Origin of the sequence: Conexibacter sp. CPCC 206217, from assembly GCF_030646165.1 — a bacterium.
In the GTDB taxonomy this organism is placed as follows: Bacteria; Actinomycetota; Thermoleophilia; order Solirubrobacterales; family Solirubrobacteraceae; genus Conexibacter.
This window is the reverse complement of sequence record NZ_JAUTDO010000001.1, coordinates 464,061-486,027: the sequence shown is the minus strand read 5'-3', so window position 1 is coordinate 486,027 and position 21,967 is coordinate 464,061. Positions and strand designations below refer to the sequence as shown.

General features: G+C 71.0%; 17 protein-coding genes. 15 read left to right on the top strand and 2 right to left on the bottom strand.

The window, feature by feature from the left end:
• Positions 1 to 61 precede the first annotated feature (61 nt).
• The 3 genes from Q7L65_RS02320 (at position 62) to Q7L65_RS02310 (ending at position 1,556) form a co-directional block, all read left to right on the top strand.
• On the top strand, positions 62 to 811 hold the full coding sequence (locus tag Q7L65_RS02320; RefSeq protein ID WP_304718603.1) for a HipA family kinase: 750 nt from the start codon (positions 62 to 64) through the stop codon (positions 809 to 811).
• The gene (locus Q7L65_RS02315; protein ID WP_304718602.1) at positions 795 to 1,199 is read left to right on the top strand and encodes a DUF3037 domain-containing protein; all 405 of its coding nucleotides are present in this window, start codon (positions 795 to 797) and stop codon (positions 1,197 to 1,199) included. The genes Q7L65_RS02320 and Q7L65_RS02315 overlap by 17 nt, the downstream gene beginning before the upstream one ends.
• Positions 1,200 to 1,271: 72 nt before the next feature.
• A complete protein-coding gene (locus tag Q7L65_RS02310; RefSeq protein ID WP_304718601.1) occupies positions 1,272 to 1,556 on the top strand; it encodes a GlsB/YeaQ/YmgE family stress response membrane protein in 285 nt (94 codons plus the stop codon).
• Positions 1,557 to 1,562: 6 nt separating this feature from the next.
• Here Q7L65_RS02310 and Q7L65_RS02305 read toward each other — a convergent pair whose 3' ends face one another.
• Positions 1,563 to 2,687 carry a MerR family transcriptional regulator gene (locus tag Q7L65_RS02305; RefSeq protein WP_304718600.1) on the bottom strand — a complete coding sequence of 375 codons (1,125 nt, stop codon included), beginning with the start codon at positions 2,685 to 2,687 and terminating at the stop codon, positions 1,563 to 1,565.
• 240 nt (positions 2,688 to 2,927) lie between these two features.
• On the opposite strand from Q7L65_RS02305, the gene Q7L65_RS02300 reads away from it, so the two are divergent.
• The 12 genes from Q7L65_RS02300 to Q7L65_RS02245 all read left to right on the top strand — a co-directional run bounded on the left by Q7L65_RS02300 (position 2,928) and on the right by Q7L65_RS02245 (position 21,561).
• Positions 2,928 to 3,587 carry a SigB/SigF/SigG family RNA polymerase sigma factor gene (locus Q7L65_RS02300; RefSeq protein ID WP_370552504.1) on the top strand — a complete coding sequence of 220 codons (660 nt, stop codon included), beginning with the start codon at positions 2,928 to 2,930 and terminating at the stop codon, positions 3,585 to 3,587.
• Positions 3,588 to 3,643: 56 nt separating this feature from the next.
• A complete protein-coding gene (locus Q7L65_RS02295; RefSeq protein WP_304718598.1) occupies positions 3,644 to 4,516 on the top strand; it encodes a Ku protein in 873 nt (290 codons plus the stop codon).
• Between the two features lie 161 nt (positions 4,517 to 4,677).
• Entirely contained in the window at positions 4,678 to 5,454 is a 777-nt protein-coding gene (locus Q7L65_RS02290) for a phosphodiester glycosidase family protein (protein ID WP_304718597.1), read from the top strand.
• A gap of 93 nt (positions 5,455 to 5,547) precedes the next feature.
• The gene (locus Q7L65_RS02285) at positions 5,548 to 6,918 is read left to right on the top strand and encodes a glycosyltransferase family 4 protein (RefSeq protein ID WP_304718596.1); all 1,371 of its coding nucleotides are present in this window, start codon (positions 5,548 to 5,550) and stop codon (positions 6,916 to 6,918) included.
• A 108-nt stretch (positions 6,919 to 7,026) separates the two neighbouring features.
• On the top strand, positions 7,027 to 11,556 hold the full coding sequence (gene gltB, locus Q7L65_RS02280; RefSeq protein WP_304718595.1) for a glutamate synthase large subunit: 4,530 nt from the start codon (positions 7,027 to 7,029) through the stop codon (positions 11,554 to 11,556).
• 12 nt (positions 11,557 to 11,568) lie between these two features.
• The gene (locus Q7L65_RS02275; protein WP_304718594.1) at positions 11,569 to 13,140 is read left to right on the top strand and encodes a glutamate synthase subunit beta; all 1,572 of its coding nucleotides are present in this window, start codon (positions 11,569 to 11,571) and stop codon (positions 13,138 to 13,140) included.
• A 129-nt stretch (positions 13,141 to 13,269) separates the two neighbouring features.
• A complete protein-coding gene (locus Q7L65_RS02270; RefSeq protein ID WP_304718593.1) occupies positions 13,270 to 14,271 on the top strand; it encodes a lysylphosphatidylglycerol synthase domain-containing protein in 1,002 nt (333 codons plus the stop codon).
• Positions 14,272 to 14,351: 80 nt separating this feature from the next.
• On the top strand, positions 14,352 to 15,782 hold the full coding sequence (locus Q7L65_RS02265) for an NAD(P)/FAD-dependent oxidoreductase (RefSeq protein WP_304718592.1): 1,431 nt from the start codon (positions 14,352 to 14,354) through the stop codon (positions 15,780 to 15,782).
• The gene (locus Q7L65_RS02260; RefSeq protein ID WP_304718591.1) at positions 15,779 to 16,408 is read left to right on the top strand and encodes a TetR/AcrR family transcriptional regulator; all 630 of its coding nucleotides are present in this window, start codon (positions 15,779 to 15,781) and stop codon (positions 16,406 to 16,408) included. The genes Q7L65_RS02265 and Q7L65_RS02260 overlap by 4 nt, the downstream gene beginning before the upstream one ends.
• Before the next feature lie 28 nt (positions 16,409 to 16,436).
• Positions 16,437 to 17,426: a hypothetical protein gene (locus Q7L65_RS02255; RefSeq protein WP_304718590.1), complete on the top strand. Its 990-nt coding sequence runs from the start codon at positions 16,437 to 16,439 to the stop codon at positions 17,424 to 17,426.
• A gap of 276 nt (positions 17,427 to 17,702) precedes the next feature.
• Positions 17,703 to 19,352, top strand: a complete 1,650-nt coding sequence (locus Q7L65_RS02250) for a sigma-70 family RNA polymerase sigma factor (protein ID WP_304718589.1) — start codon at positions 17,703 to 17,705, stop codon at positions 19,350 to 19,352.
• A 295-nt stretch (positions 19,353 to 19,647) separates the two neighbouring features.
• A complete protein-coding gene (locus tag Q7L65_RS02245; RefSeq protein WP_304718588.1) occupies positions 19,648 to 21,561 on the top strand; it encodes a carboxypeptidase-like regulatory domain-containing protein in 1,914 nt (637 codons plus the stop codon).
• 51 nt (positions 21,562 to 21,612) lie between these two features.
• On the opposite strand, the gene Q7L65_RS02240 is transcribed toward Q7L65_RS02245, so the two are convergent.
• Positions 21,613 to 21,951: a hypothetical protein gene (locus Q7L65_RS02240; RefSeq protein WP_304718587.1), complete on the bottom strand. Its 339-nt coding sequence runs from the start codon at positions 21,949 to 21,951 to the stop codon at positions 21,613 to 21,615.
• Positions 21,952 to 21,967 lie beyond the last annotated feature (16 nt).

The window sequence follows — 21,967 nt, the reverse complement described above, 5'->3', positions numbered from 1 at the left end:
GGCGAAGCGGGCGGGCGCTCCGCCCGCCGGCCGTCCCGCCGACCGCGTAGCCTCCGCGCTCGTGCGCACCGTCTCCGCCACCCGCTACGTGCTGCCGCTGCGCGAGGGCGGCTCGCTGCCCGCGCTCGTCGAGGCCGACGACGACGGGCTCTACGTCGTCAAGCTGCGCGGCGCCGGCCAGGGGGCGAAGGCGCTCGTGGCCGAGCTGATCGTCGGCGAGCTGGCGCGCGCGCTCGGCCTGCCGGTGCCCGAGCAGGTCTTCGTCGAGCTCGACCCGCATCTGCCCGACGCCGAGCCGGATCCGGAGATCCAAGAGCTGCTGCAGGCGAGCGCCGGGCTCAACGTCGGGATCGACTTCCTGCCGCGCTCGCTGCCGTACAACCCGGCGATCGAGGGTTCGCCGGTCGATCCGCAGCTGGCGGCCGCGGTCGTCTGGCTCGACGCCTACACGGAGAACGTCGATCGCACGCCGCGCAATCCGAACCTGCTGACGTGGCACGGCAGACTGTGGCTGATCGACCATGGCGCGGCGCTCTACAAGCAGCACGCCGGCCTCGACCCGGCGAGAGCCGACGGCACCTTCGCGGCGATCCGCGACCACGTGCTGCTGCCGGCCGCCGGCTCGATCGAGCAGGCCGACGCGCGCCTCGCCCCGCTCGTCACCGACGCGCTGCTGCAGCAGCTCGTCGCGCGCGTGCCGATCGCGTGGCTGGGCGACGCGGCGCCAGCGCGCTACGTCGAGTACCTGTCGGCGCGGCTGCGTCAGCCGCGCGCGTTCGCCGAGGAGGCGGAGCGTGCCCGGCGAGCGTGAGGTCTTCCAGTACGCGATCCTGCGCGTCGTGCCGTCGCTGCCGCGCGGGGAGGCGCTCAACGTCGGGGTCGTCGTGCACAGCCGCCGCTGGCGCTTTCTCGCCGCCCGCACGCGCGTCGACCGCGACCGCCTGCGCGCGCTCGACCCGGCGCTCGAGCTCGATGCGCTGGAGCGTCATCTGAGAGCGATCGAGCGGATCGCGGCGGGCGATCCCGCGGCCGGCGCCGTCGCGCGGATGGACCGCTCCGACCGCTTCGGCTGGCTGACCGCTCCGTCGAGCGCGCTCGTGCAGCCCTCGCCGGTCCACACGGGCCTCTGCGACGACCCGCAGCAGACGCTCGACCGGCTCACGGCGGAGCTGGTCGACGCGCCCTCGCAGGGCGCCTGAAACACCGCCGGCACGGGAATACTCCGGAGTGCATCCGCGCCGCCGGTGCGGATGGCGACCAAAGGAGGGCACATGATCGGCGCGATCATCCTGGGCATCGTCGCGGGCTACCTCGGCAAATGGCTGATGCCAGGCGACGACCACGAGCCGCAGGGCTTCATCGCCACGACCCTGCTGGGACTCGTCGGCGCGCTCGCCGGCTTCTTCATCTTCACCGAGCTGCTGAACATCGGCGACGACAAGATCTTCGACCTCGGCGGGCTGATAGGCGCCGTGATCGGCGTGATGCTCGTGCTGTTCCTGTACCGCTTCGTGATGTCCCGGCGCGAGGGCGCCGGAACCGGCCACACCGTCTGAGACGAGCTACTTCGAGGACTCCAGCAGCCGGTCGCGCAATAGCGTGAAGCCAAGCCCGGCGGAGACGATCGTCAGCAGCTGACGGGCGTCGTCGTCGAGCTCGGTCGGCTCGTCGAAGACCAGCACGAGGACCCCGAGCGTCTCGCCGACGACCGTGATCGGCACGGCCAGGCTGTGCAGCCCGGCGGGAGCGCCGAACGCGCGCCCCGCCGCGTCGGTCAGCCAGCCGGGCTGGCCCTCGTGCATCAGCGCGGTCAGGTCGGCGTAGCCGGTGACCGTCACCATGCGCGGGCCGAGCAGGCCGCGGCTGGAGCTGCCGAGCGCCAGCTCGCCGGCCATGTAGACGGCGATGCCGGCGTCGACGGCGGACAGCCTGCGCACGAGCGTGTCGGCCGTCGTCGCCATCACCGCGTCGCCGGTCTCGCGCTGGAAGCGCTCCGCGAGCGCGGCCGCGAGCGCCAGCCAGCGCTCCTGGCGCCGCTCGCGCACGCGCAGTCGTGTCAGCTCGTCGCGCACCTCGATCAGGTCCCTGCGCGTGCGGCGGTCCTGCGCGCGGTCGATCCCGGCGATCGCGACGGCCGGCGGCTCGCCCGGCTGCAGCGGCAGGCGGTAGGCGAGCGAGCGGGCGCTGGCGTCGCCGCCGCTCCAGGTCGGGTGCACGCACTCCAACGCGGGTGCCTCGGTCGCGAACAGCGTCAGCAGCGTTCGCTCCAGGTCGCTGCCGGCGAACCATGGGAGCGTGTCGAGCAGGCTTCCGGCCGGGTCGTCCTGGCCGAGGGCCGGCAGCGCGGTGTTGGCGTAGAGGATCCGCAGCGGCTCGGGGCCGGCGACGACGAGGATCGGGGTCGGCGCGGCGGCGACGACCGAAGCGAGCGTCGCCTGCGACAGCGCGGGCGCCGCGACCAGCACCGACGCCTCGATGGCCTGCGGCAGCGGGACGCCCTGCTCGGCCGCGCGCCGCACCGCGACCACGCGGGGCGCGTCGCTGACCGCATAGCGGCGCGGCCCTGCGCCGCTGCGCGCCGGGTGCGGGAAGCCGAAGCGTCGTTCCCAGGTGCGCAGCCGCTCGCGCGAGACGCCGGTCAGTGTTGCGAACTCGGTTGCGCTGACCGTGTGTCCACCTTTGTCCACCCTAGGGTTGTACCGCACCGGACCGCTGTTCACCAGTGACCAGGTCTGCCCACCTTGTCATCGAATTCGTGAGCGCGAGCATGGCTAGACAGGACTGGGCACCCGAATAAGGAGGCGCAACCCGTGTCCGCAACGGCCGTTCGCGTCAGGGTTGATGCCACTATCTGTGACGAGCACGAGCTGCTCCGCCGGTGGCACGAAGAGCGTGACGAAGTCGCGCGACGCGTGCTGATCGAGCGGATGATGCCGCTCGTTCGCTCGCTCGCGCGCCGCTACGCCAATCGCGGGGAGCCGCTCGACGATCTCGAACAGGTCGGCTGCGTCGGACTCATCAAAGCTGTCGATCGGTTTGATCTTTCCCGCGAACTGCGATTCTCCACCTTCGCGGTTCCGACGATCCTCGGCGAGATCAAGCGCCACTTCCGCGACCGCGCTTGGTCGGTGCGCGTCTCGCGCGGGCTGCAGGAGCTGAGCGCCCGCGTCACGCGCGAGGCCGATCGGCTCTCGACCAAGCTCGGCCGCTCGCCGACGATCGAGGACCTCGCCGAGGCGACCGGCACGACGCCCGAGCAGGTGCTCGAAGCGCTGCAGGGCGCGCAGGCGTACAGCACGGTGCCGCTGGAGGAGCCGCTCGGCGACGACGGCGAGCCGGTCGCGCGGATCGGCGCCGAGGACCCCGAGTTCGAGCTGGCGGAGGAGCGGATCGAGCTGAGCCGCGGCCTGCACGTGCTCAACGAGCGCGAGCGGCGGATCGTGCTGCTGCGCTTCTTCGCGGGCCTGACGCAGCGCGAGATCGCCGAGCGCGTCGGCATCTCGCAGATGCACGTCTCGCGTCTGCTGCGGCGCTCGCTGGAGCGGATGGGCGACACGATGTCGCCGATCGCGCCGGAGGATCGCTGATGCAACCCCGCGCCCACGGCTTGATCGCGGCGGCGCGGGGGTAGAGGATCAGTCCCATGCCACGTGCGATCTGGAGTGGTGCGATCAGCTTCGGCCTGGTCAACGTACCCGTCAAGCTGTACAGCGCGACCTCGCCGAAGACGGTGCGGTTCAACCAGCTGCACGCTGCCGACGGCGGCCGCCTGAAGCAGAAGCGCGTCTGCGCGATCGACGGGGCCGAGGTCCCGTTCGAGGAGATCGTGAAGGGCTACGAGGTCTCGCCCGACCGCTACGTCGTGATCACGCAGGACGAGCTCGACGCGCTCGACCCGCGCGCGACGAAGACGATCGACGTGGAGGAGTTCGTCGACCTGTCGGAGATCGACCCGGTCTACTACGACAGCGCCTACCACGTGGCCCCGGCGACGGGTGGGGCGAAGGCGTACAGGCTGCTGCTGAGCGCGATGGAGGACGCCGGCAAGGTCGCGATCTGCCGCTTCGTGTTGCGCACGCGTCAGCAGCTGTGCGCGCTGCGGCCGGCCGGCGGCGTGATGATGCTCTCGACGATGCTGTTCGGCGACGAGGTCAACTCGCCCGAGCGGCTCGACGAGCTGGAGGCGCTCGGCGAGATCGAGGCGAACGAGCGCGAGGTCGCGATGGCGCGCCAGCTGATCGACTCGCTGTCGGCGCCGTTCGAGCCGCTGCGGTTCAGAGACGACTACCGCGAGAGAGTGCTTGAGCTGATCGAGCGCAAGGCCTCCGGCGAGGAGATCACGGTCCAGCCGACCGCCGATGCGCCGACCGAGGTGCCGGACCTGATGGCGGCGCTGGAAGCGAGTCTCGCGACCGTGCGCGCCGGCGACAGCGACAGACCCGAGCCGGTCGCGACCAGAAGACGCGCGCGCAGAGCGCCGGCCAGAGCCGCCAGAGCGAGAGCCGCGGCGAAGTAGCGCCCGCCGGCGGCGCGTCCGCGCCCGTCGGCGCGGGGTCGGCGCGCCGGCTCCCGCACGCGCTTTCCAGGCGTTTTCACATTTTCGTGTGACCGTCCGCGTTACACGGTGTTTACGCTTTCTCAACGTGGTCGCAGGGATCGCGACCCATGCTTCGCTTCATGAGCCCGCTCATCGCACCCCGTGCGGACCCCGTTCCGCTGTCGCACCTGCGCTCGCTGCGCGTCACGCTGGCCGACGGCGCGCGCACGACGGTCCACGTCGCCGCCCACGAGCTCGCCGCCACGCGCGTGCGGGTCGCGCGGCTGACGAGACCGGAGCCGCTCGCGACCTGGTGCGCGCGCACCGGCGTCGCGGAGGCGATCGTCGGCGGCTTCTTCGTGCGACCGCACGGCCGTCCGCTCGGCGAGGTCCGCACGCACGGGATCGCGCGCGAGAGCACGGCCTTCGCAGCGCCGTGGCACAAGCAGCGCGCGTGCCTGCACGTCGATCGCGGTGTCGTCTCGATCGCGCCGCGCAGCGCCTTCTGCACCGCGCCGCGCGGGGACCTGCTGCAGGCCGGTCCGCTGCTCGTGCGCGACGGCGCCGCCGCGGTGCAGGCGGGGGAGGACCCCGAGGGCTTCTCCGCCGGCCACGCCCAGTTCGACTCCGACATCAGCGACGGCCGCTACCCGCGCGCCGCGGTCGCGCTGGCGGGCGGCACGCTGCTGGCGGTCGCCGTCGACGGCCGCGCCCACGACGAGGCCGGTATGACGCTCGACGAGCTGGCCGCGACGCTGCTCGACCTCGGCGCGGAGCAGGCGATGAACCTCGACGGCGGCGGCTCCGCCTCGCTGGTCTGCGGCGGCCTGCTGCGCAACCTCCCGCGCGGCCAGCAGGACGTCGTGATCCCGGGCGGTCGGCCGATCTCGACCGCGATCGCGTTCGCGCGGCGCTGAGCGGCTCAGGCCCGTCCTCGCGCGCGCCCGCGCGCTTATCCGGCGCACCGATGATCCGCGGGCGCTCGGGCGCGCTGCTAGCGTCGATGGCACATGAGCCTTCTGCCACAAAGACGCCGCGTCCTGATGGGCGTCGCGTTCTTCCCGCGCGGTGGCTCCGCCCACGTCGTCCGCGGCCTCGCCACAGCGCTCCCGGCGCACGGCTGGGACGTCACCGTCGTGTCCGGCTCGCTGCCCGGCCACGGCGACGCCAGACAGTTCTACGCGCCCCTGCGCGTCCACGCCGCCAACGTCGCCGAGCCCGCACTGCAGGGCTCCTACGAGGATCGGCCGGACGCGCCCGACCGCGTCTTCGCGGCGCTCGACGAGGTCGACTACGAGCGCCACGTCGCCGCCTGGGCGCGTGTGCTGCAGCGCGCCGGCGCCGCCGAGGCCGACGTCCTGCACCTGCACCACCTGACGCCGCTGCACGAGGCGGCGGCCCGCGTCGCGCCGCACGTCCCGGTCGTCGGGCACCTGCACGGGACCGAGCTGCTGATGCTGGAGCAGATCGCCGCCGGCTCGCCGCCCTCCTGGCCGCACGCCGAGCAGTGGGCGGAGCGGATGCGCGGCTGGGCCGCGCGCTGCGAACGCACGATCGTGCTGACAGAGCGCCAGTTGCCGCGCGTCGAGCAGTTGCTCGACCTGCCCGCCGAGGCGTGCGTGGCGATCCCCAACGGCGTCGACCCGCGCAGATTCGCCCACGTCGAAGTGGACCGCAGGGCCCATTGGCGGCGCCACCTCGTCGAGCGCCCGCGCGGCTGGCGTCCCGGTGCGCCCGAGGGCTCGGTCGCCTACGACGACGCCGACCTCGCCGCGTTCGACGGCGGCGGCCCGGTGCTGCTGTACGTCGGCCGCTTCACGGAGGTCAAGCGCGTCGGCCTGCTGATCCGCGCCTTCGCGCGCGCCCAGCGCGACTTCGAGCGCCGCACGCCGCTGGTGCTCGTCGGCGGCCATCCGGGCGAGTGGGAGGGCGAGCACCCCTACGACGCGATCGCGGCGAGCGGCGCGCGCGACGTCTTCCTCGCCGGCTGGCAGGAGCACGACGTGCTGCCCGAGTTCCTCGCCGCCGGCGACGCGATCGTGCTGCCGTCGGTGCGCGAGCAGTTCGGCTCGGTGCTGGTCGAGGGGATGGCCTGCGGGTTGCCCGCGGTCGCGGTCGACGCGATGGGTCCGGGCGAGATCGTGCGCGACGGCGTGACCGGTTGGCTGGTCGGACCCGACGACGAAACGGGCCTCGCGCAGGCGCTCGTGGAGGTCGTCAATCGCCCGGCGGAGCGGGCTCGACGGGGCGTCGCAGCGCATGCCGACGTGGTCCGCCGTTTCAGCCGCGACGCCGCCGCAGGCCAAGTTGCGTCAACATATGCGGCGGCGTGCAGCGTCGACGCGACTCTGAGCGGGGCTCCGGTAGTCGCGTCAGGCTGACGCTCATATCAAGATTCTCCTGCTGGTGGAGCGCTGATGGGGGGCCGGTCCGCTGGTACCCTTTGGCCTCCTCTCAGTGTTCGCGACGCCCGCCGGGACACAGGATTCATGCTCTCGAACAAGCCGCCACAGGCCGCTGGCCTCTACCACCCCGAACATGAGCACGACGCCTGCGGTGTCGCGTTCGTGGCAAAGATCACGGGGGACGCCGACCACGGCGTCGTCGGTCGTGCGCTCTACGCGCTCGAGAACCTGGAGCACCGCGGCGCTGCCGGCGCGGACCCGACGACCGGCGACGGCGCGGGCATCCTGCTGCAACTGCCCGACGAGTTCTTCCGCGCGGTCACGGACTTCCCGCTGCCCGAGCGCGGCCGCTTCGCCGTCGGCGTGCTGTTCATGTCGCAGGAGCAGGACGAGCACGACCGCATCGTCGAGCTTGTCGAGCGGACGATCCGCGAGGAGGGCCAGAGAGTCCTCGGCTGGCGCGACGTGCCGGTCGACGACGCGTTCGTCGGCGTGATGGCCGGCGCGGCCGCGCCGCGCATCCGCCAGGTCTTCGTCGGCGCCAGCGACGAGCTGCCAGACCAGCTCGCGTTCGAGCGCAAGCTGTACGTGATCCGCCGCCTGATCGAGAAGGCCGCCGGCCCGGCGCTGGCGATCCCGAGCTTCTCCTCGCGCACGATCGTCTACAAGGGCATGCTGACCGCGCCGCAGATGTCGGGCTACTACCCCGACCTCAAGGACGAGCGGATGGTCTCGCGCCTTGCGCTCGTGCACTCGCGCTTCTCGACCAACACGTTCCCGAGCTGGGAGCTGGCGCACCCGTACCGGATGCTCGCCCACAACGGTGAGATCAACACGCTGCGCGGCAACATCAACTGGATGCGCGCGCGTGAGTCGCAGCTGCTGTCGGACAACTTCGGCGACGACCTCGAGAAGATCATGCCGGTCGTGCGCGACGGCGGCTCGGACTCGGCGACGTTCGACAACGTGCTCGAGCTGCTCGTGCTCGACGGCCGCCCGATCACGCACGCCGTGATGATGATGGTGCCGGAGGCCTACCGCGACAACGCGGAGCTGTCGCCGGCCGTGCGCGGCTTCTACGACTACCACTCGTGCGTGATGGAGCCGTGGGACGGTCCCGCCGCGATCTGCTTCACCGACGGCACCCAGGTCGGCGCGACGCTCGACCGCAACGGCCTGCGTCCCGGCCGCTGGGTCCAGACGACCGACGGCTACGTCGTGCTCGCCTCCGAGACCGGCGTGATCAAGGCGAAGCCGTCGGAGATCGTCCGCAAGGGGCGCCTGCAGCCGGGCAAGGTCTTCCTCGTCGACCTCGAGCAGGGCCGCATCGTCGAGGACGAGGAGGTCAAGGCGAGAGTCGCCGGCCAGCGTCCGTACGGCGAGTGGTACGCCGAGCGCGTCGTCAACCTCGACGACCTGCCCGAGCGCGCCCCGCGCGCCCCGCGCGTGGAGCCGCTGCGCTCCAAGCAGCTCGCGTTCGGCTATTCGCAGGAGGACCTGCGGATGACGATCGCGCCGATGGCGGTCAACGGCGAGGAGCCGACGGCGTCGATGGGCAACGACGCCGCGCTCGCGGTCCTGTCCGATCGCCAGCCGCCGCTGTTCGCCTACTTCAAGCAGCTCTTCGCACAGGTCACCAACCCGCCGATCGACCCGATCCGCGAGTCGGTCGTGATGTCGCTCGCGACCTCGCTCGGCGCCGAGGTCAACCTGCTCAGCGAGAGCCCCGCGCACGCGCATCAGCTGTTCATGCGCCAGCCGATCCTGCGCAACCACGAGCTGGAGAAGCTGCGCCAGGTCTCGCACGACATATTCCACGCCGCCACGATCGACCTGACGTGGCCGGTGGAGCAGGGCTCGGACGGAATGGAGCGCCGTCTCCGAGCGATCTGCGACGAGGCTTCAACGTGGGTCGAGCGGGGCGCCAACATCGTGATCCTGTCGGACCGCAACCTCGGCGCCGAGCGCGTCGCGATCCCGTCGCTGCTGGCGGTCGCCGCGGTCCATCACCACCTCGTGCGCGAGGGCACGCGCCTGCGCTGCGGGCTCGTGATCGAGACCGGCGAGCCGCGTGAGATCCACCACATGGCGACGCTGATCGGCTATGGCGCCGCGGCGATAAACCCGTACCTGATGTTCGAGTCGCTCGACGAGCTGGCCGACCACGGCCGCCTGCCGGTCGACCTCGACCGCGAGACGGCCGAGCAGCGGATCGTCAGAGCGATCGGCAAGGGGCTGCTGAAGACGTTCTCGAAGATGGGCATCTCGACGATCCAGTCGTACTGCGGCGCCCAGATCTTCGAGGCGGTCGGCCTCGAGCCGGAGCTGGTCAAGACCTACTTCACCGGCACCTCGTCGCGGATCGGCGGCATCGGCATGGACGTGCTCGCGAAGGAGGCGCTGGAGCGTCACTTCCGCGCCTACCCGCGCACCGGTCGCGAGACGCTGCCCGTCGGCGGCGTGCTGCAGTGGCGCCGCGACGGCGAGCGCCACATCTGGAACCCGGACACGATCGCGCTGCTGCAGCACGCGGTCAGAACCGAGGACGGCACCGCCCTCCAGACGTACGACGACTTCGCCCGCGCCGTCAACGACGAGGCGGCCCGCAAGGCGTCGCTGCGCGGCCTGATGAAGCTCAGAAGACTCGCCGAGCCGATCCCGCTCGACGAGGTCGAGTCGGCGGAGGAGATCGTCAAGCGCTTCTCGACCGGCGCGATGTCGCTGGGCGCGATCTCGCGCGAGTCGCACGAGGCGCTCGCGATCGCGATGAACCGCATCGGCGGCAGATCGAACACGGGCGAGGGCGGGGAGGACCCCAGCCGCTTCACGCCCGACGAGAACGGCGACGCGCGCCGCTCGGCGATCAAGCAGATCGCCTCGGGCCGCTTCGGCGTGACGCCGCACTACCTCGTCAACGCGGACCAGCTGCAGATCAAGATGGCGCAGGGCGCCAAGCCCGGCGAGGGCGGCCAGCTGCCCGGCCACAAGGTCGACGACTACATCGCGTGGCTGCGCAACTCGACCGCGGGCGTCGGCCTGATCTCGCCGCCGCCGCACCACGACATCTACTCGATCGAGGACCTCAAGCAGCTGATCTACGATTTGCGCTGCTCGAACCCGACCGCGACGGTCTCCGTCAAGCTCGTCTCCGAGGTCGGCGTCGGCACCGTCGCCGCCGGCGTCGCGAAGGCGAACGCCGACCACATCGTCGTCTCCGGCCATGACGGCGGCACCGGCGCCTCGCCGCAGTCGTCGATCCAGGCGGCCGGCACGCCATGGGAGATCGGCCTCGCCGAGACGCAGCAGACGCTGCTGCTGAACGACCTTCGCTCGCGCGTGATCGTCCAAGCCGACGGTCAGATGAAGACCGGCCGCGACGTCGTCGTCGCCGCGCTGCTGGGCGCCGACGAGGTCGGCTTCTCGACCGCTCCGCTGATCGCGATGGGCTGCATCATGATGCGCGTCTGCCACCTGAACACGTGTCCGGTCGGCATCGCGACGCAGAACGAGGAGCTGCGCAAGCGCTTCCAGGGCACGCCGGACCACGTCGTCAAGTACCTCTTCTTCGTCGCCGAGGAGACGCGCCAGCTGATGGCGTCGATCGGCGTGCGCAGCTTCTCCGAGATGATCGGCCGCACCGACCTGCTCGAGATGGACGGCGCGATCGAGCACTGGAAGGCGCGCGGCGTCGACCTCAGCGCCGTCTTCGCGATGCCGGAGCTGGAGGAGGGCACGCCCCTGCACCAGACGCGCGCGCAGGAGCCGGTGCTCGACGACGCGCTCGACTGGGAGCTGCTGCGCGAGGCCGAGCCGGCGCTCGCCAGCGGGGCGAGAGTGCAGCTGAGCGCGACGGTCCGCAACGTCAACCGCACCGTCGGCGGGATCCTCTCCAGCCAGGTCGCCAAGCGCCTGGGCCCGGACGGCCTGCCGGAGGGCACGATCGACGTCGCGCTGGAGGGCTCCGCCGGTCAGAGCTTCGGCGCCTGGCTGATGCCCGGCGTCACCTTCACGCTCGTCGGCGAGACGAACGACTACACCGGCAAGGGCCTTGCCGGCGGCGTGCTGACGGTGCATCCGCCCAAGGACGCCGCCTTCGACCTCGAGAACTCGCCGATCATCGGCAACACCGTGCTCTACGGCGCGACGCGCGGCCGCGCGTTCTTCCGCGGCCTTGCGGGGGAGCGCTTCGCGGTCCGCAACTCGGGCGCCGAGACCGTCGTCGAGGGCGTCGGCGACCACGGCTGCGAGTACATGACCGGCGGTCGCGTCGTCGTGCTCGGCCCGACCGGGCGCAACTTCGCCGCCGGCATGAGCGGCGGGATCGCCTACGTCTACGACGAGCAGCACCGCTTCGCGTCGCTCTGCAACCCGGAGCTGGTCGACCTCGACGAGCTCGAGGAGCACGACGAGGCGGAGCTGAAGGACCTCGTCGCGGAGCATGCCGCGCGGACCGGCTCGCAGGTCGCGCAGCGGATCCTCGACGACTGGGAGACCGCGGCGCAGCGGTTCGTGAAGGTGATGCCGCGCGACTACAAGCGGGCGCTCGCCGAGCGCGCCGCGCGCGAGCAGACAGAGACCGGCGTCGCGCAGCACGCGACGGCGGCCGAAGCCTGAGAAGGACACGACATGGGTGAGCTTGGCGGTTTCCTGAGAATCCAGCGTGTCGGCTTCGACAAGCGCGACCCCGCGCAGCGCGTCAACGACTACGACCAGTACTTCACGCTGCAGTCCGACGAGGAGCTGCAGCAGCAGGGCGCGCGCTGCATGGACTGCGGCATTCCGTTCTGCCACGAGGGCTGCCCGCTCGGCAACCTGATCCCGGACTGGAACGACCTCGTCTTCCGCGACAGGTGGCAGGACGCGATCGTCCAGCTGCACGCGACCAACAACTTCCCGGAGTTCACCGGGCGCATCTGCCCGGCGCCGTGCGAGTCGGCCTGCGTGCTGGCCGTCAACGACGACCCGGTCACGATCGAGCAGATCGAGCTGTCGATCGTCGAGCGCGCCTACGAGGAAGGCTGGATCGTCCCCGAGCCGCCGGATCGCCGCACCGGCAAGACGGTCGGCGTGATCGGCTCCGGCCCCGCCGGCCTCGCGGTCGCCGCCGAGCTGAACAAGTCCGGCCACTTCGTGACCGTCTACGAGCGCGACGAGGGCCCCGGCGGCCTGATGCGCTTCGGCGTGCCGGACGCGAAGCTGCCGAAGTCGGTGATCGACCGCCGCGTCGCGATCCTCAAGGCCGAGGGGATCAGATTCGAGTACGGCGTCGACGTCGGCGTCGACGTCACCGCGGACGAGCTGCGCGAGGAGCACGACGCGGTCGTCGTCGCGATCGGCTCGCGCGTGCCGCGCGACGTCGAGTCGCCGGGCCGCGAGCTGTCCGGCATCCACCCGGCGATGGACTACCTCTACCAGCGCAATCGCTGGGTCGCCGCGCAGGAGGGACGCGCGTCGAGAGCGCCCGCGCCCGGCACCGAGATCGTCGCGGCCGGCAAGAACGTCGTCGTGATCGGCGGCGGCGACACCGGCATGGACTGCATCTCCAACGCCAACCGCGAGGGCGCGACGAGCGCGAAGATCCTCGACGTGTACCAGGAGCTGCCCGAGGGCGGGCGCGACGAGCGCACGCCGTGGCCGCTGCCGCCCAAGCGCACGGAGACGACGTACGCGCTGGAGGAGGGCGGCGAGCGCCGCTGGGGCACCGAGGTCTACGCCTTCTCCGGTGAGGACGGCAAGGTCACCCACGTGCACGCGCGCAAGGTCGTCGGCTCCTCCTCGCGCGACCTGAAGGTCGTCGAGGGCAGCGAGTACACGCTGCCGGCCGACCTCGTGCTGATCGCGATCGGCTTCACGCATCCCGAGCACGACGGCCTCGTCGACCAGCTCGGCGTCGAGAAGGACCCGCGCGGCAACGTCAAGACGATGAAGACCTACCGCACCTCGACCGAGGGCGTCTACGCCTGCGGCGACGCGCGCATCGGGCAGTCGCTGGTCGTGACCGCGATCGCCGAGGGACGCAAGTGCGCGCGGATCGTCAACCGCGACCTCGGCGGCTCGCCGATGGACGCCGACCGCGAGAAGCTCGCGATCGGCGCGTGGGACGGCGAGGTCGACCACACGCTTCGTCACGAGGCCGACGTGGCCGGCAACGTGCGGCTCGGCGAGGACTTCTTCAGCGGTCCTGGCGGACCGATCTGACACCCGGGGCGGGTATGCTGCACGTGCAGGGCGCAAGCCGTTCTGCTGCGCCGAGAATCGTCTCCCCCACGATCCTCGGCAGCGGGGGGCCCGGATGCATTCGGGCCCTTCCGCATACCATGAGGTCGGATGCTCGTCACCGCCTCGCTCGGTAGCGACCTCAGTCGCTTCTTCGACTCCGTCGGTGAGTTTCTGGGGAATCTCGCCGGCCTCAACTGGCTCGCGCTGTTGTTGGCGCTGGCGTTCTACTTCGGCTACCTGACGCTGCGCTCGCGCGCGCTCTTCAACGCCGTGCAGGCGGCCTATCCGGCCGAGACGATCCGCTGGCGCGACATCTGGGGCGCGTACGTCTCCGGCGTCGGCATCAACCAGGTCTTCCCGCTCGGCGGCGGGACGATCGTGCAGTACTTCCTGACGCGCATATCGATCCCGAACTCGAGCTATCCGGCGATCATCGCCGCGCTCTGGACGGGGCTCGTGTTCGACTACGTCGTCAACATCGTGATCCTGCTGTTCGCCTTCACGCAGGGCGTCTTCCCGAAACCGCCCGACTTCTCGAAACTCCCCGCATTCGATCTTTCCTTCTTCGCCTCGCACCCGCGCTTCCTGCTGTTCTTCCTGACGGTGCTGGGGATCGCGGTGCTGGTGGCGTTCGCGCTGCTGTCGGCGAGGGTGAAGGCGTTCTGGGCGCGCGTGCGCCAGGGCTTCACGATCCTGACCGACCGCCGTCGCTACTTCCGCGAGATGGTCACGTGGCAGTCGGCCGCGTGGGTCTCGCGCTTCTTCACCTACTGGTTCCTGCTCGACGCGTTCCACATCGGCGGCGGGATCAGAAACGCGCTGCTGGTGCTGGGCGTGCAGGTCGTCGCGATGCTGATGCCGTTCACGCCGGGCGGCGCCGGCGTGCAGCAGGCGCTGCTGCTGACCGTCTTCGCGGGCGCGGCGACCGGTGCGGAGGTGGCGGCGTTCTCGGTCGGCCAGCAGATCGCGATCACGGTCGGCGCGGCGTCGATGGCGTTCGGGGCGCTTGCGCTGATCTTCAGATTCAGGAGTTTCAAGGAGGTCATCCGCGCCGGCCGCGAGCACCGCAAGCAGGGCGACGCGCCGAGACCCGTCGACGCGCACGCGTGAACCTTCGCGCTTGACCCGCGCGACCGCGCACGACTAAAGTGACGCCACCGTCACTTTTGGAGAGAGAAGGAGACGCTCCGATGACCACGCTGCCGTCGGTCTGCATCATCGGTGCCGGCTCGTCCGGGATCGCCGCCGCGAAGGCGCTGCACGAGCGCGGGATCCCGTTCGACTGCATCGAGAAGTCCGACCGCGTCGGCGGCAACTGGGTCTTCGGCAACAGCAACGGGATGTCGGCGGCGTACCGCTCGCTGCACATCAACACCTCGCGCGAGCGGATGGCGTACAGCGACTTCCCGATGCCGAAGTGGTATCCGGACTTCCCGCACCACACCCACATCGCCGACTACTTCGACGCCTACGTCCACCACTTCGGCTTCCGCGACAGGATCCTCTTCGAGACCGGCGTCGAGCGCGCCGAGCGCGGCGCCGACCGCGTCTGGGACGTGCGCCTGGACACGGGCCAGACGCGCCGCTACGACGCGCTCGTCGTCGCCAACGGCCATCACTGGGACCCGCGCTGGCCCGAGCCCGCCTATCCCGGCACGTTCGACGGCGCGCAGTCGCACGCGCACCACTACGTCGACAACAGACCGTTCGAGGGCAGACGCGTGCTGGTCGTCGGCTTCGGCAACAGCGCGATGGACATCGCGGTCGAGTCGAGCTTCGTCTCCGAGCGCACGTTCCTGTCGGCGCGGCGTGGCGCGCACGTGCTGCCGAAGTACATGTTCGGCCGCCCGCTGGACCAGATCGGCGTCAACCGCTTCACCGGCGCGGTCCCGTGGGGCGTGCGCAAGACGGTGCTGCGCGGCCTGTACCGGATCGGCGTCGGGCGCGTGGAGGACTACGGCCTGCCGCGCCCCGACCATCAGCTCGGCGAGTCGCACCCGACGATATCGGCCGACTTCCTCAACCGCCTCGCGCACGGCGAGATGACGTACAAGCCGGGGATCGCTCGGCTGGAGGGCGACAGCGTGCGTTTCAGCGACGACACCGTCGAGCAGGTCGACGCGATCGTCTGGTGCACGGGCTACAAGGTCACCTTCCCGTTCTTCGACGCGGACTTCCTGTCCGCGCCCGACAACGACCTGCCGCTGTTCCGGCGCGTCTTCCACCCGCAGCACGACGATGTCTTCTTCGTCGGGCTGCTGCAGCCGCTCGGGGCGATCATGCCGCTCGCCGAGGCGCAGGGGAGATGGATCGCCGAGTACCTGCGCGGCGAGTACGCGCTGCCGGACCCGGCCGCGCTGGCGGCCGACGTCGCGCGCGAGCGCGCGCGGATGCACAAGCGCTACGTCGCCTCCGCGCGCCACACGATGCAGGTCGACTTCGACAACTACCTGCACGACCTGCGGCGCGAGCGGCGCGCGGGCGCCCGGCGCATGTGCGAGCGCGGATTCGCGCTGCCGGTGGCGGCGGTGGCCGAGGCCGGGACGGGCACGGTCGCGGCGGTGAACGGCGGCGCGGGTGCCGGCGCCGGCGCGGCTGTCGAGGTCGAGGCCGCGACGTGAGCTCGGCCGCCGCCGCGCCGGGAAGGCGTGAGCGCACGAAGGCGCAGAACCGCCGCGCGATCCTCGACGCGGCCTGCGAGGTCTTCATCGAGATGGGCTACGACGCCGCCTCGATCCGCGACGTCGTGCGGCGCACGGAGCTGGCGTCGGGCACGTTCTACAACTACTTCCCGGACAAGGCGTCGGTCTTCCACGCGGTGCTGGAGGAACGCACGCAGGAGCTGCGCAGGCGGCTGCGCGCGGTGCGCCAGCGCGAGACGACGCTCGACGCCGTCGTGCTGGAGGGCTTCCGCGTCTACTTCTCCTTCATCGTCGAGGATCGGCCGCTGTTCGAGTTGCTGCGGCGCAACGCCGGCACGGTCCAGACGATGTTCGACACGCCGGCGTTGGAGGCGGGGATCGTCGAGCTGTTCGAGGACCTCAGCACGCTCGCGCAGCGCAAGCAGCTGGCGCCCACGATCGACCTCGACTACCTCTCCGCGGCGATGGGCGGGGTGGCGTTCGAGCTCGGCATCCGGCTGGTCGAGCAGCCCGTCCCGGAGGTCGAGCGGACGGCCCGCTTCGCCGGCGAGCTGTTCCTCGGCGGCATCGCCCGTATGACCGGGGAAGAGGAGTTCGGAGTCTGAGTGCAGACATGCTGCTTCGATCCCTATATTGAGAGGGGTCGCCGTGCCGTCGTTCTGCCGCCATAACCGCTTCGCCGCAAACTGCCCGGTCTGCTCCCGTGAGGAAGCCGAGAAGGCGGGTCCGCGCTCGACCGGGCTGAGAAGCTCCGGCGGTCACGTCACGCGCAAGACGCCGACGACCGGCAGGACTGCCAGGACCCGTTCGAGCAACAACAATCTGAGAGTGCGCCGCGTCGCGCGCGCCGGTGCCGACGGCTACAGCTCCGTGCTGGTGCCGGGGATAAGAGCGACCGCGGACGCCGAGCGGCTGGCGGAGGAGCTTGCGTTCGCGAGCGCCCGGCTCGCCACGCTCGCAGTCGCGCCGACCGGGCTCTATGCGTCCGTCGGGTCTGACTCGGACCTGGAGGAGGCGACCTGGCTGGCCTTCCTGATCGCCTACCTCGGCCCGCTCGACGGCGACGATCCGTTCGCCGGCGTCAAGGCGGTGCGCACGACCTGGGTCTCGGGCGAGCTGCCCGACCTCGACGGCGCCCAGCTCGGCCCGCGCACGTCGCACACGCGCGAGAGAGGGACCTCGACGATCGAGGGCTATCGCGCCTGGGTGAAGCGTGCCGGCACGCAGCAGAGAGCGTTCACCGGTGAGAGCTCGTGGACGCCCGCGCGGCGCTCGCAGCGGCTGTTCGAGCGGCTCGCGGTGAAGGGCTTCTCGCGCGACGCGCGCTACGACCTGCTCGTCACGCTCGGCCGTCTCGGCGTCTACGAGATCAGCGCCTCGACACTCGGACTCGGCGGCGCGGACGAGACGACGGTCGCCGCCAAGCGCGTCTTCGGAATCGGCGACACGCTGCTGCTCGAGAGACGTGCCGCGGACCTCGCAGAGGCCGCCGAGCTGCCGATCGAGGTGCTCGACGTCGGCCTCTGGAACTGGGCCCGCCCGAGACGCGCGACGCTCGGCGTCGCGGAGGGCGAGCCCGACGCCGACGTGTACGAGCGCGCTGCCGCGGCGCTCGGCCTCTGACGCGCTTTCTGGCGCGTCCCAGCGCTGCATAGTCAGCACGGAAATACGTCCGTGACGCCGTAAGGGCGCTGGACGAATATCCGTAAACAAGACCGTCTCTATCCGCAATTTGCGGACTTTTCCTCTTTCGTTGGGGGAGAAAGACATCTTTCTCGGGCTCTGGCTGCCGATTGACAGCCACGTGGAGCTGGCGCGTCGCCGATGCGCCAGCTCACCGCGAAAACCGGGGAAGAGGTCGCGATGGGACGGACGCCGGGACGGCATGGGGACGATGCCGTGGAAGACGAGGTGCTCGAGTTGCTGCGCGAGCACGCCGGGGAGCTGCTGCGCTTCGCACGCCGCTTCTCGATCTGCGCCGACGACGCGCAGGACGCGTACCAGCGCGCGCTCGAGAAGCTCGTGCGGCGGATGCGCCAGGAGCCGCCGGAGAACCTGCTCTCATGGATCCGGACGGTTCTGCGCCACGAGTCGCTGCAGGTGCGCGCCGATCGCGAGCGGTCGCTCAACCGCGTCCAGCTCGACGACGACCGCCACGGCGCGTCGCTGAACGACCCGGCCGAGCGCGTCGAGCGGTTCGAGCGCCTCGCCCACACGGCGGAGGCGCTCGGCCGCCTCAAGCCGCAGGAGCTGACCGCGCTGGTGCTGCGCGCGGAGGGCCTCTCCTATCGCGAGATCTGCGAGCGGACGAGTTGGTCGTACACCAGATGCAACCGCGTCGTGACGGAGGGTCGCCGCGCGCTGCGCCGCCGCCTCGACGCGATCGACTCAGGCGCCGAGTGCGAACGCTGGCTCCCGCTGCTGTCGATCTTCGCCGACGGCGAGGCGACGGCCAGAGAGGTCGCGGAGCTGCGCCCCCACCTGCGTGCCTGCACGAGCTGCCAGGCGACCCTGCGAGCCTTCCACGAGCTCCCGAGCCAGCTTCGCGCGCTCCTGCCGGTGGCGGTGCTGCCGGTGGTCCTGGGGGCGGTGGGAGTGGCGGGTGTCGCCAGCGGCGCTGGAGTGGCTGGCGGCACGGCGGCGGCCGATCACGGGGCGGCTGCTGCGGCAGCGACCGATCACGGGGCGGCTGCGGTGGATGCGGTCGGTGCGGCGAGCGGACCCGGAGGTGGGATCGCGCGCCATCTGGGGGCGCTGGTGCACGGCGCGCTCGATCGAGCGAGCGTGTCCGTGCTGCGGGTGCAGTCGGCGGTCGACGCGCTGCCCGGCGCAAAGCTGGCAGCCGTCGCGGCCTCGACGGTCGCGGTCGCCGGTGGCGGCGCGGCGATCGAGCAGGCGGCGACCGCGGGTGTGAAGAGAGTGCCCGCGGCGCAGGTGGCGGCAGCGAATCTGAACGCTCCGATCGCGACTGCGGACGGTACGACAGTCGGCTCGGGCGCCCTCACCACAGCGCCGCCGCTCGAACCGAACGTGCCGCCCGGTGGTGCAGGAGGCTCGTCCAGTTCCGACCCGCACCTGACGGACGCCTCCGACGAGGAAGGCCAGAGCGAATTCGCGGCCGGCTCGGAGTGGCCGGGCGCGGAGTTGCTCAGCACGGTCGCGGAATGGACCCCCGGATCCGCCTCGACCGCCCGCCCACGGGGCGGTTCGAGCGCAGGCGGGAGCCACGGCGACGCGACGGCTCCCGCGGAGCAGTTCGCAGACCAGGGAGACAGATCGGAAGCCGCGTCGCGAAAGCGCACGGAGAGCCGCGTGAGTGCGTCGCGACAGCGGTCGCCCGAGTGGTCAGCCGACCAGGATCGCGCCGGTGCCGATCCGGATGCGGATGCGGATGCAGGCGATCGCACGACCACGGCCCCCGCAACCGTCGCGTCGACCTCGCAGGACGATCCGCCGTTGCCGAGCAAGCCCGCCGCCTTCAGCGAGCCACCCCCGCCCGAGAACCCGCCCCCGCCACCCAGCTCCGCCGGCGAGTTCGCCGGCTTCTGACCACAACCACAAGAGGTCGCACGAAATGAAGACCCCCAAACACCTCCTCCCGCTCCTCCTCACAACTTTCCTCCTCCTCGCAACCGCCCAAGCCCAAGCGGATACCTACACCGTCTACAGCTGCAGAACGCCGAGTGGGAGATGGGTTGGAGCGGAGGGGTGGAGTTGGCTTATGCCATCGCCGTGGCCCGATACGGATGTCGGAGCCGTTGAGCGGTGCACGTCCGCTGAGAGGCCACTTGAACTGCGGTTCGGTGACGCGCAACTGCCCGTTAGAGCAGCTTCGCGCCTCAGCATGAGCTTCACCAGCGCTTTGGACACCAAGATCGTCTCGGCCGAGATCGTGCGTTCATACACGCTGGAATGGCCGTTTACTGACGACTCAAACGGACGTCCCTACCGATATGACAGTTGGCACGATGACGACGAGTCTGGCAACGACTTGGAGGCGCGAGGGGCCTCGACCGGCGTGGTACGCAGAGAATCTGCTCCGGTCGTTGAGTACGAGAGACAAAGCTGGGCGTCAGTGCATTTCCGTCTCAGCTGCTGGGAGCTGATGGGCGAAGGTGCGTGTGAACCAGGCCGATCGATGGTGACAATCGCTCGTGCGACGTTCGTGCTGTCTGACCCGCGCCGTCCCACGATCGCCGTCGACAGTCTGGCTGAGGAAATCCGGGGAGCGATCAGCCTTGACCTCACCGCCCACGACACTGGCAGTGGGGTGTATCGGTCGATTGTTGTGATTGACGATGTGGAGGTCGGGCGGGCGGTCGTGGATGGGAACGCGGGGCAGTGTGGGGATGTGGAGCCCGGGAACGCGGACGCGTATGAGTTTGCGGCGCCGCAGCCCTGTCCGAGCGACGCGACCGGTGAGGTCGCGATCGACACGCGGACGCTGAGAGACGGGCTGCACACGATCAGAGTGAGCGTCGAGGATGCTGCCGGGAACGTGTCGGCGCCCGAGACCAGCGTCGTCACGACGCACAATGCGCCGATCTCGCTCGCGCCTCCGTCGCTGTCGGGCGAGGCGAAGGTCGGCGGCGGGCTCACTGCTGGCGATGGGCAGTGGGACGTGGTTCCGACCGGGCTGGAGCATCGCTGGCTGCGCTGTGACGACACCGGCGATGCCTGCGTTGCGATCACGGGCGCCGGTGGCACCCAGTACAACCCGGCCGTCGCGGACGCCTATCACCGGATCGTCGCGGAGGTCGTCGCCGCCAACGGCAACGGCTCGGCGACCGCTCGCTCCGCGCCCAGCGCGGTCGTCGCCGATTCGAACGGCAGAACCGTGCCGTCCGATCCGGATCCGGACGACAGAACTGGCACCGGGGACAATCCGGGCTCCGGGGACGACCCAGGCGCAGGCGACGGGCCAGGGGCGGGCGACGGCCCGGGCTCTGGTGACGGGCCTGGCGTCGGAGACGGGCCGGGTGCCGGCGGCGGGGGTGGGGCGGATCGTGCCGGCGACGGCGGACGGTCGGGCGACGGTGCGCCCGCGCCTGGCATCGGCGGCGTGCCGAACCTGCAGAACCCGCTCGCCGACCAGACCGGGCGCGCGCCGAACGGCACGGGCGCATCGGCGCAGGCGCGCGTGACGATCGCGTTGCGACGCGCCGGTGGCGGGTCGGCTCAGCGCGTGCGCTCCAAGCGCGACAGGCGCTGGACGATCGTCGGTCGCATCACCGGCGCCGACGGCAGGGCGATCGCCGGTGCCCGGCTGAACGTCCTGCGACGCGTCGGCGCACGGCGCTGGGCGGCGCGGGGGCTCGTGCGCAGCGGCGCCGGCGGCCGCTTCACGCTGACGCTTCCGCCTGGCCCGAGCCGCACCGTCAAGTTGACCTACTTCCCGTTCGGCGACAGCAACGCGTTCCGCACCTCGAACGCGGTGAGAATCGACGTGCTGGCGCCCCTGACGATCAGGACGGACCGCAGCGTCGTCAGTGGAAAGCGCATCGTGACGATCAGCGGAAAGGCCGGCGGCGAGTCGATCCCGGCCGGCGGCCTGCTCGTCACGCTGCAGGGCTACCAACGCGGCTACGGGTGGCGCACGTTCCGCACGCTGCGCACCACGCGCGCGGGAAGTTGGCGCACGCGCTACCGCTTCCGCACCACCTCGGGCCGCTTCGCGTTCCGTGCGATCGTGCCAAGACAGGGCGCGTACCCGTTCATCACGACCACCTCCGCGGCGGTCTCGGTCCGCGTGAAGTAGCGAACGAGGACCAGGCGGCGGTCGCGCGAACGCGCGGCCGCCGCCAGCCGTTCAGTCCTGGATCCCGGCGCGTTGGCGCTCGACAATCTGCGCGACGACATCGGGTTCGAGACGCGTGACGCGCACGATTCGATCAGTCGAGAAACCGGCGCGAAGGGCGATTCCGATCCGCCGTTCGAGTGCGTCCATCGCCTCCCGGACGCCCTGCAGCCCCTCGAGGCTCCAGCGCAGCTGCGGGTGGTCGGTGCCGCGGTAGTCGATCACCGCCCCGGCCGCTCCGTAGAAGTCGAGCGCCGAGTTGAACAGGCCCCGTTCTACGACCGAGGCGACCGGCGCCCCGGCGACGTCGGGCTCGCGCTCGACGTCTTCCTGCTTGGTCACGACTCGCATCTGCATCTGCACCTCC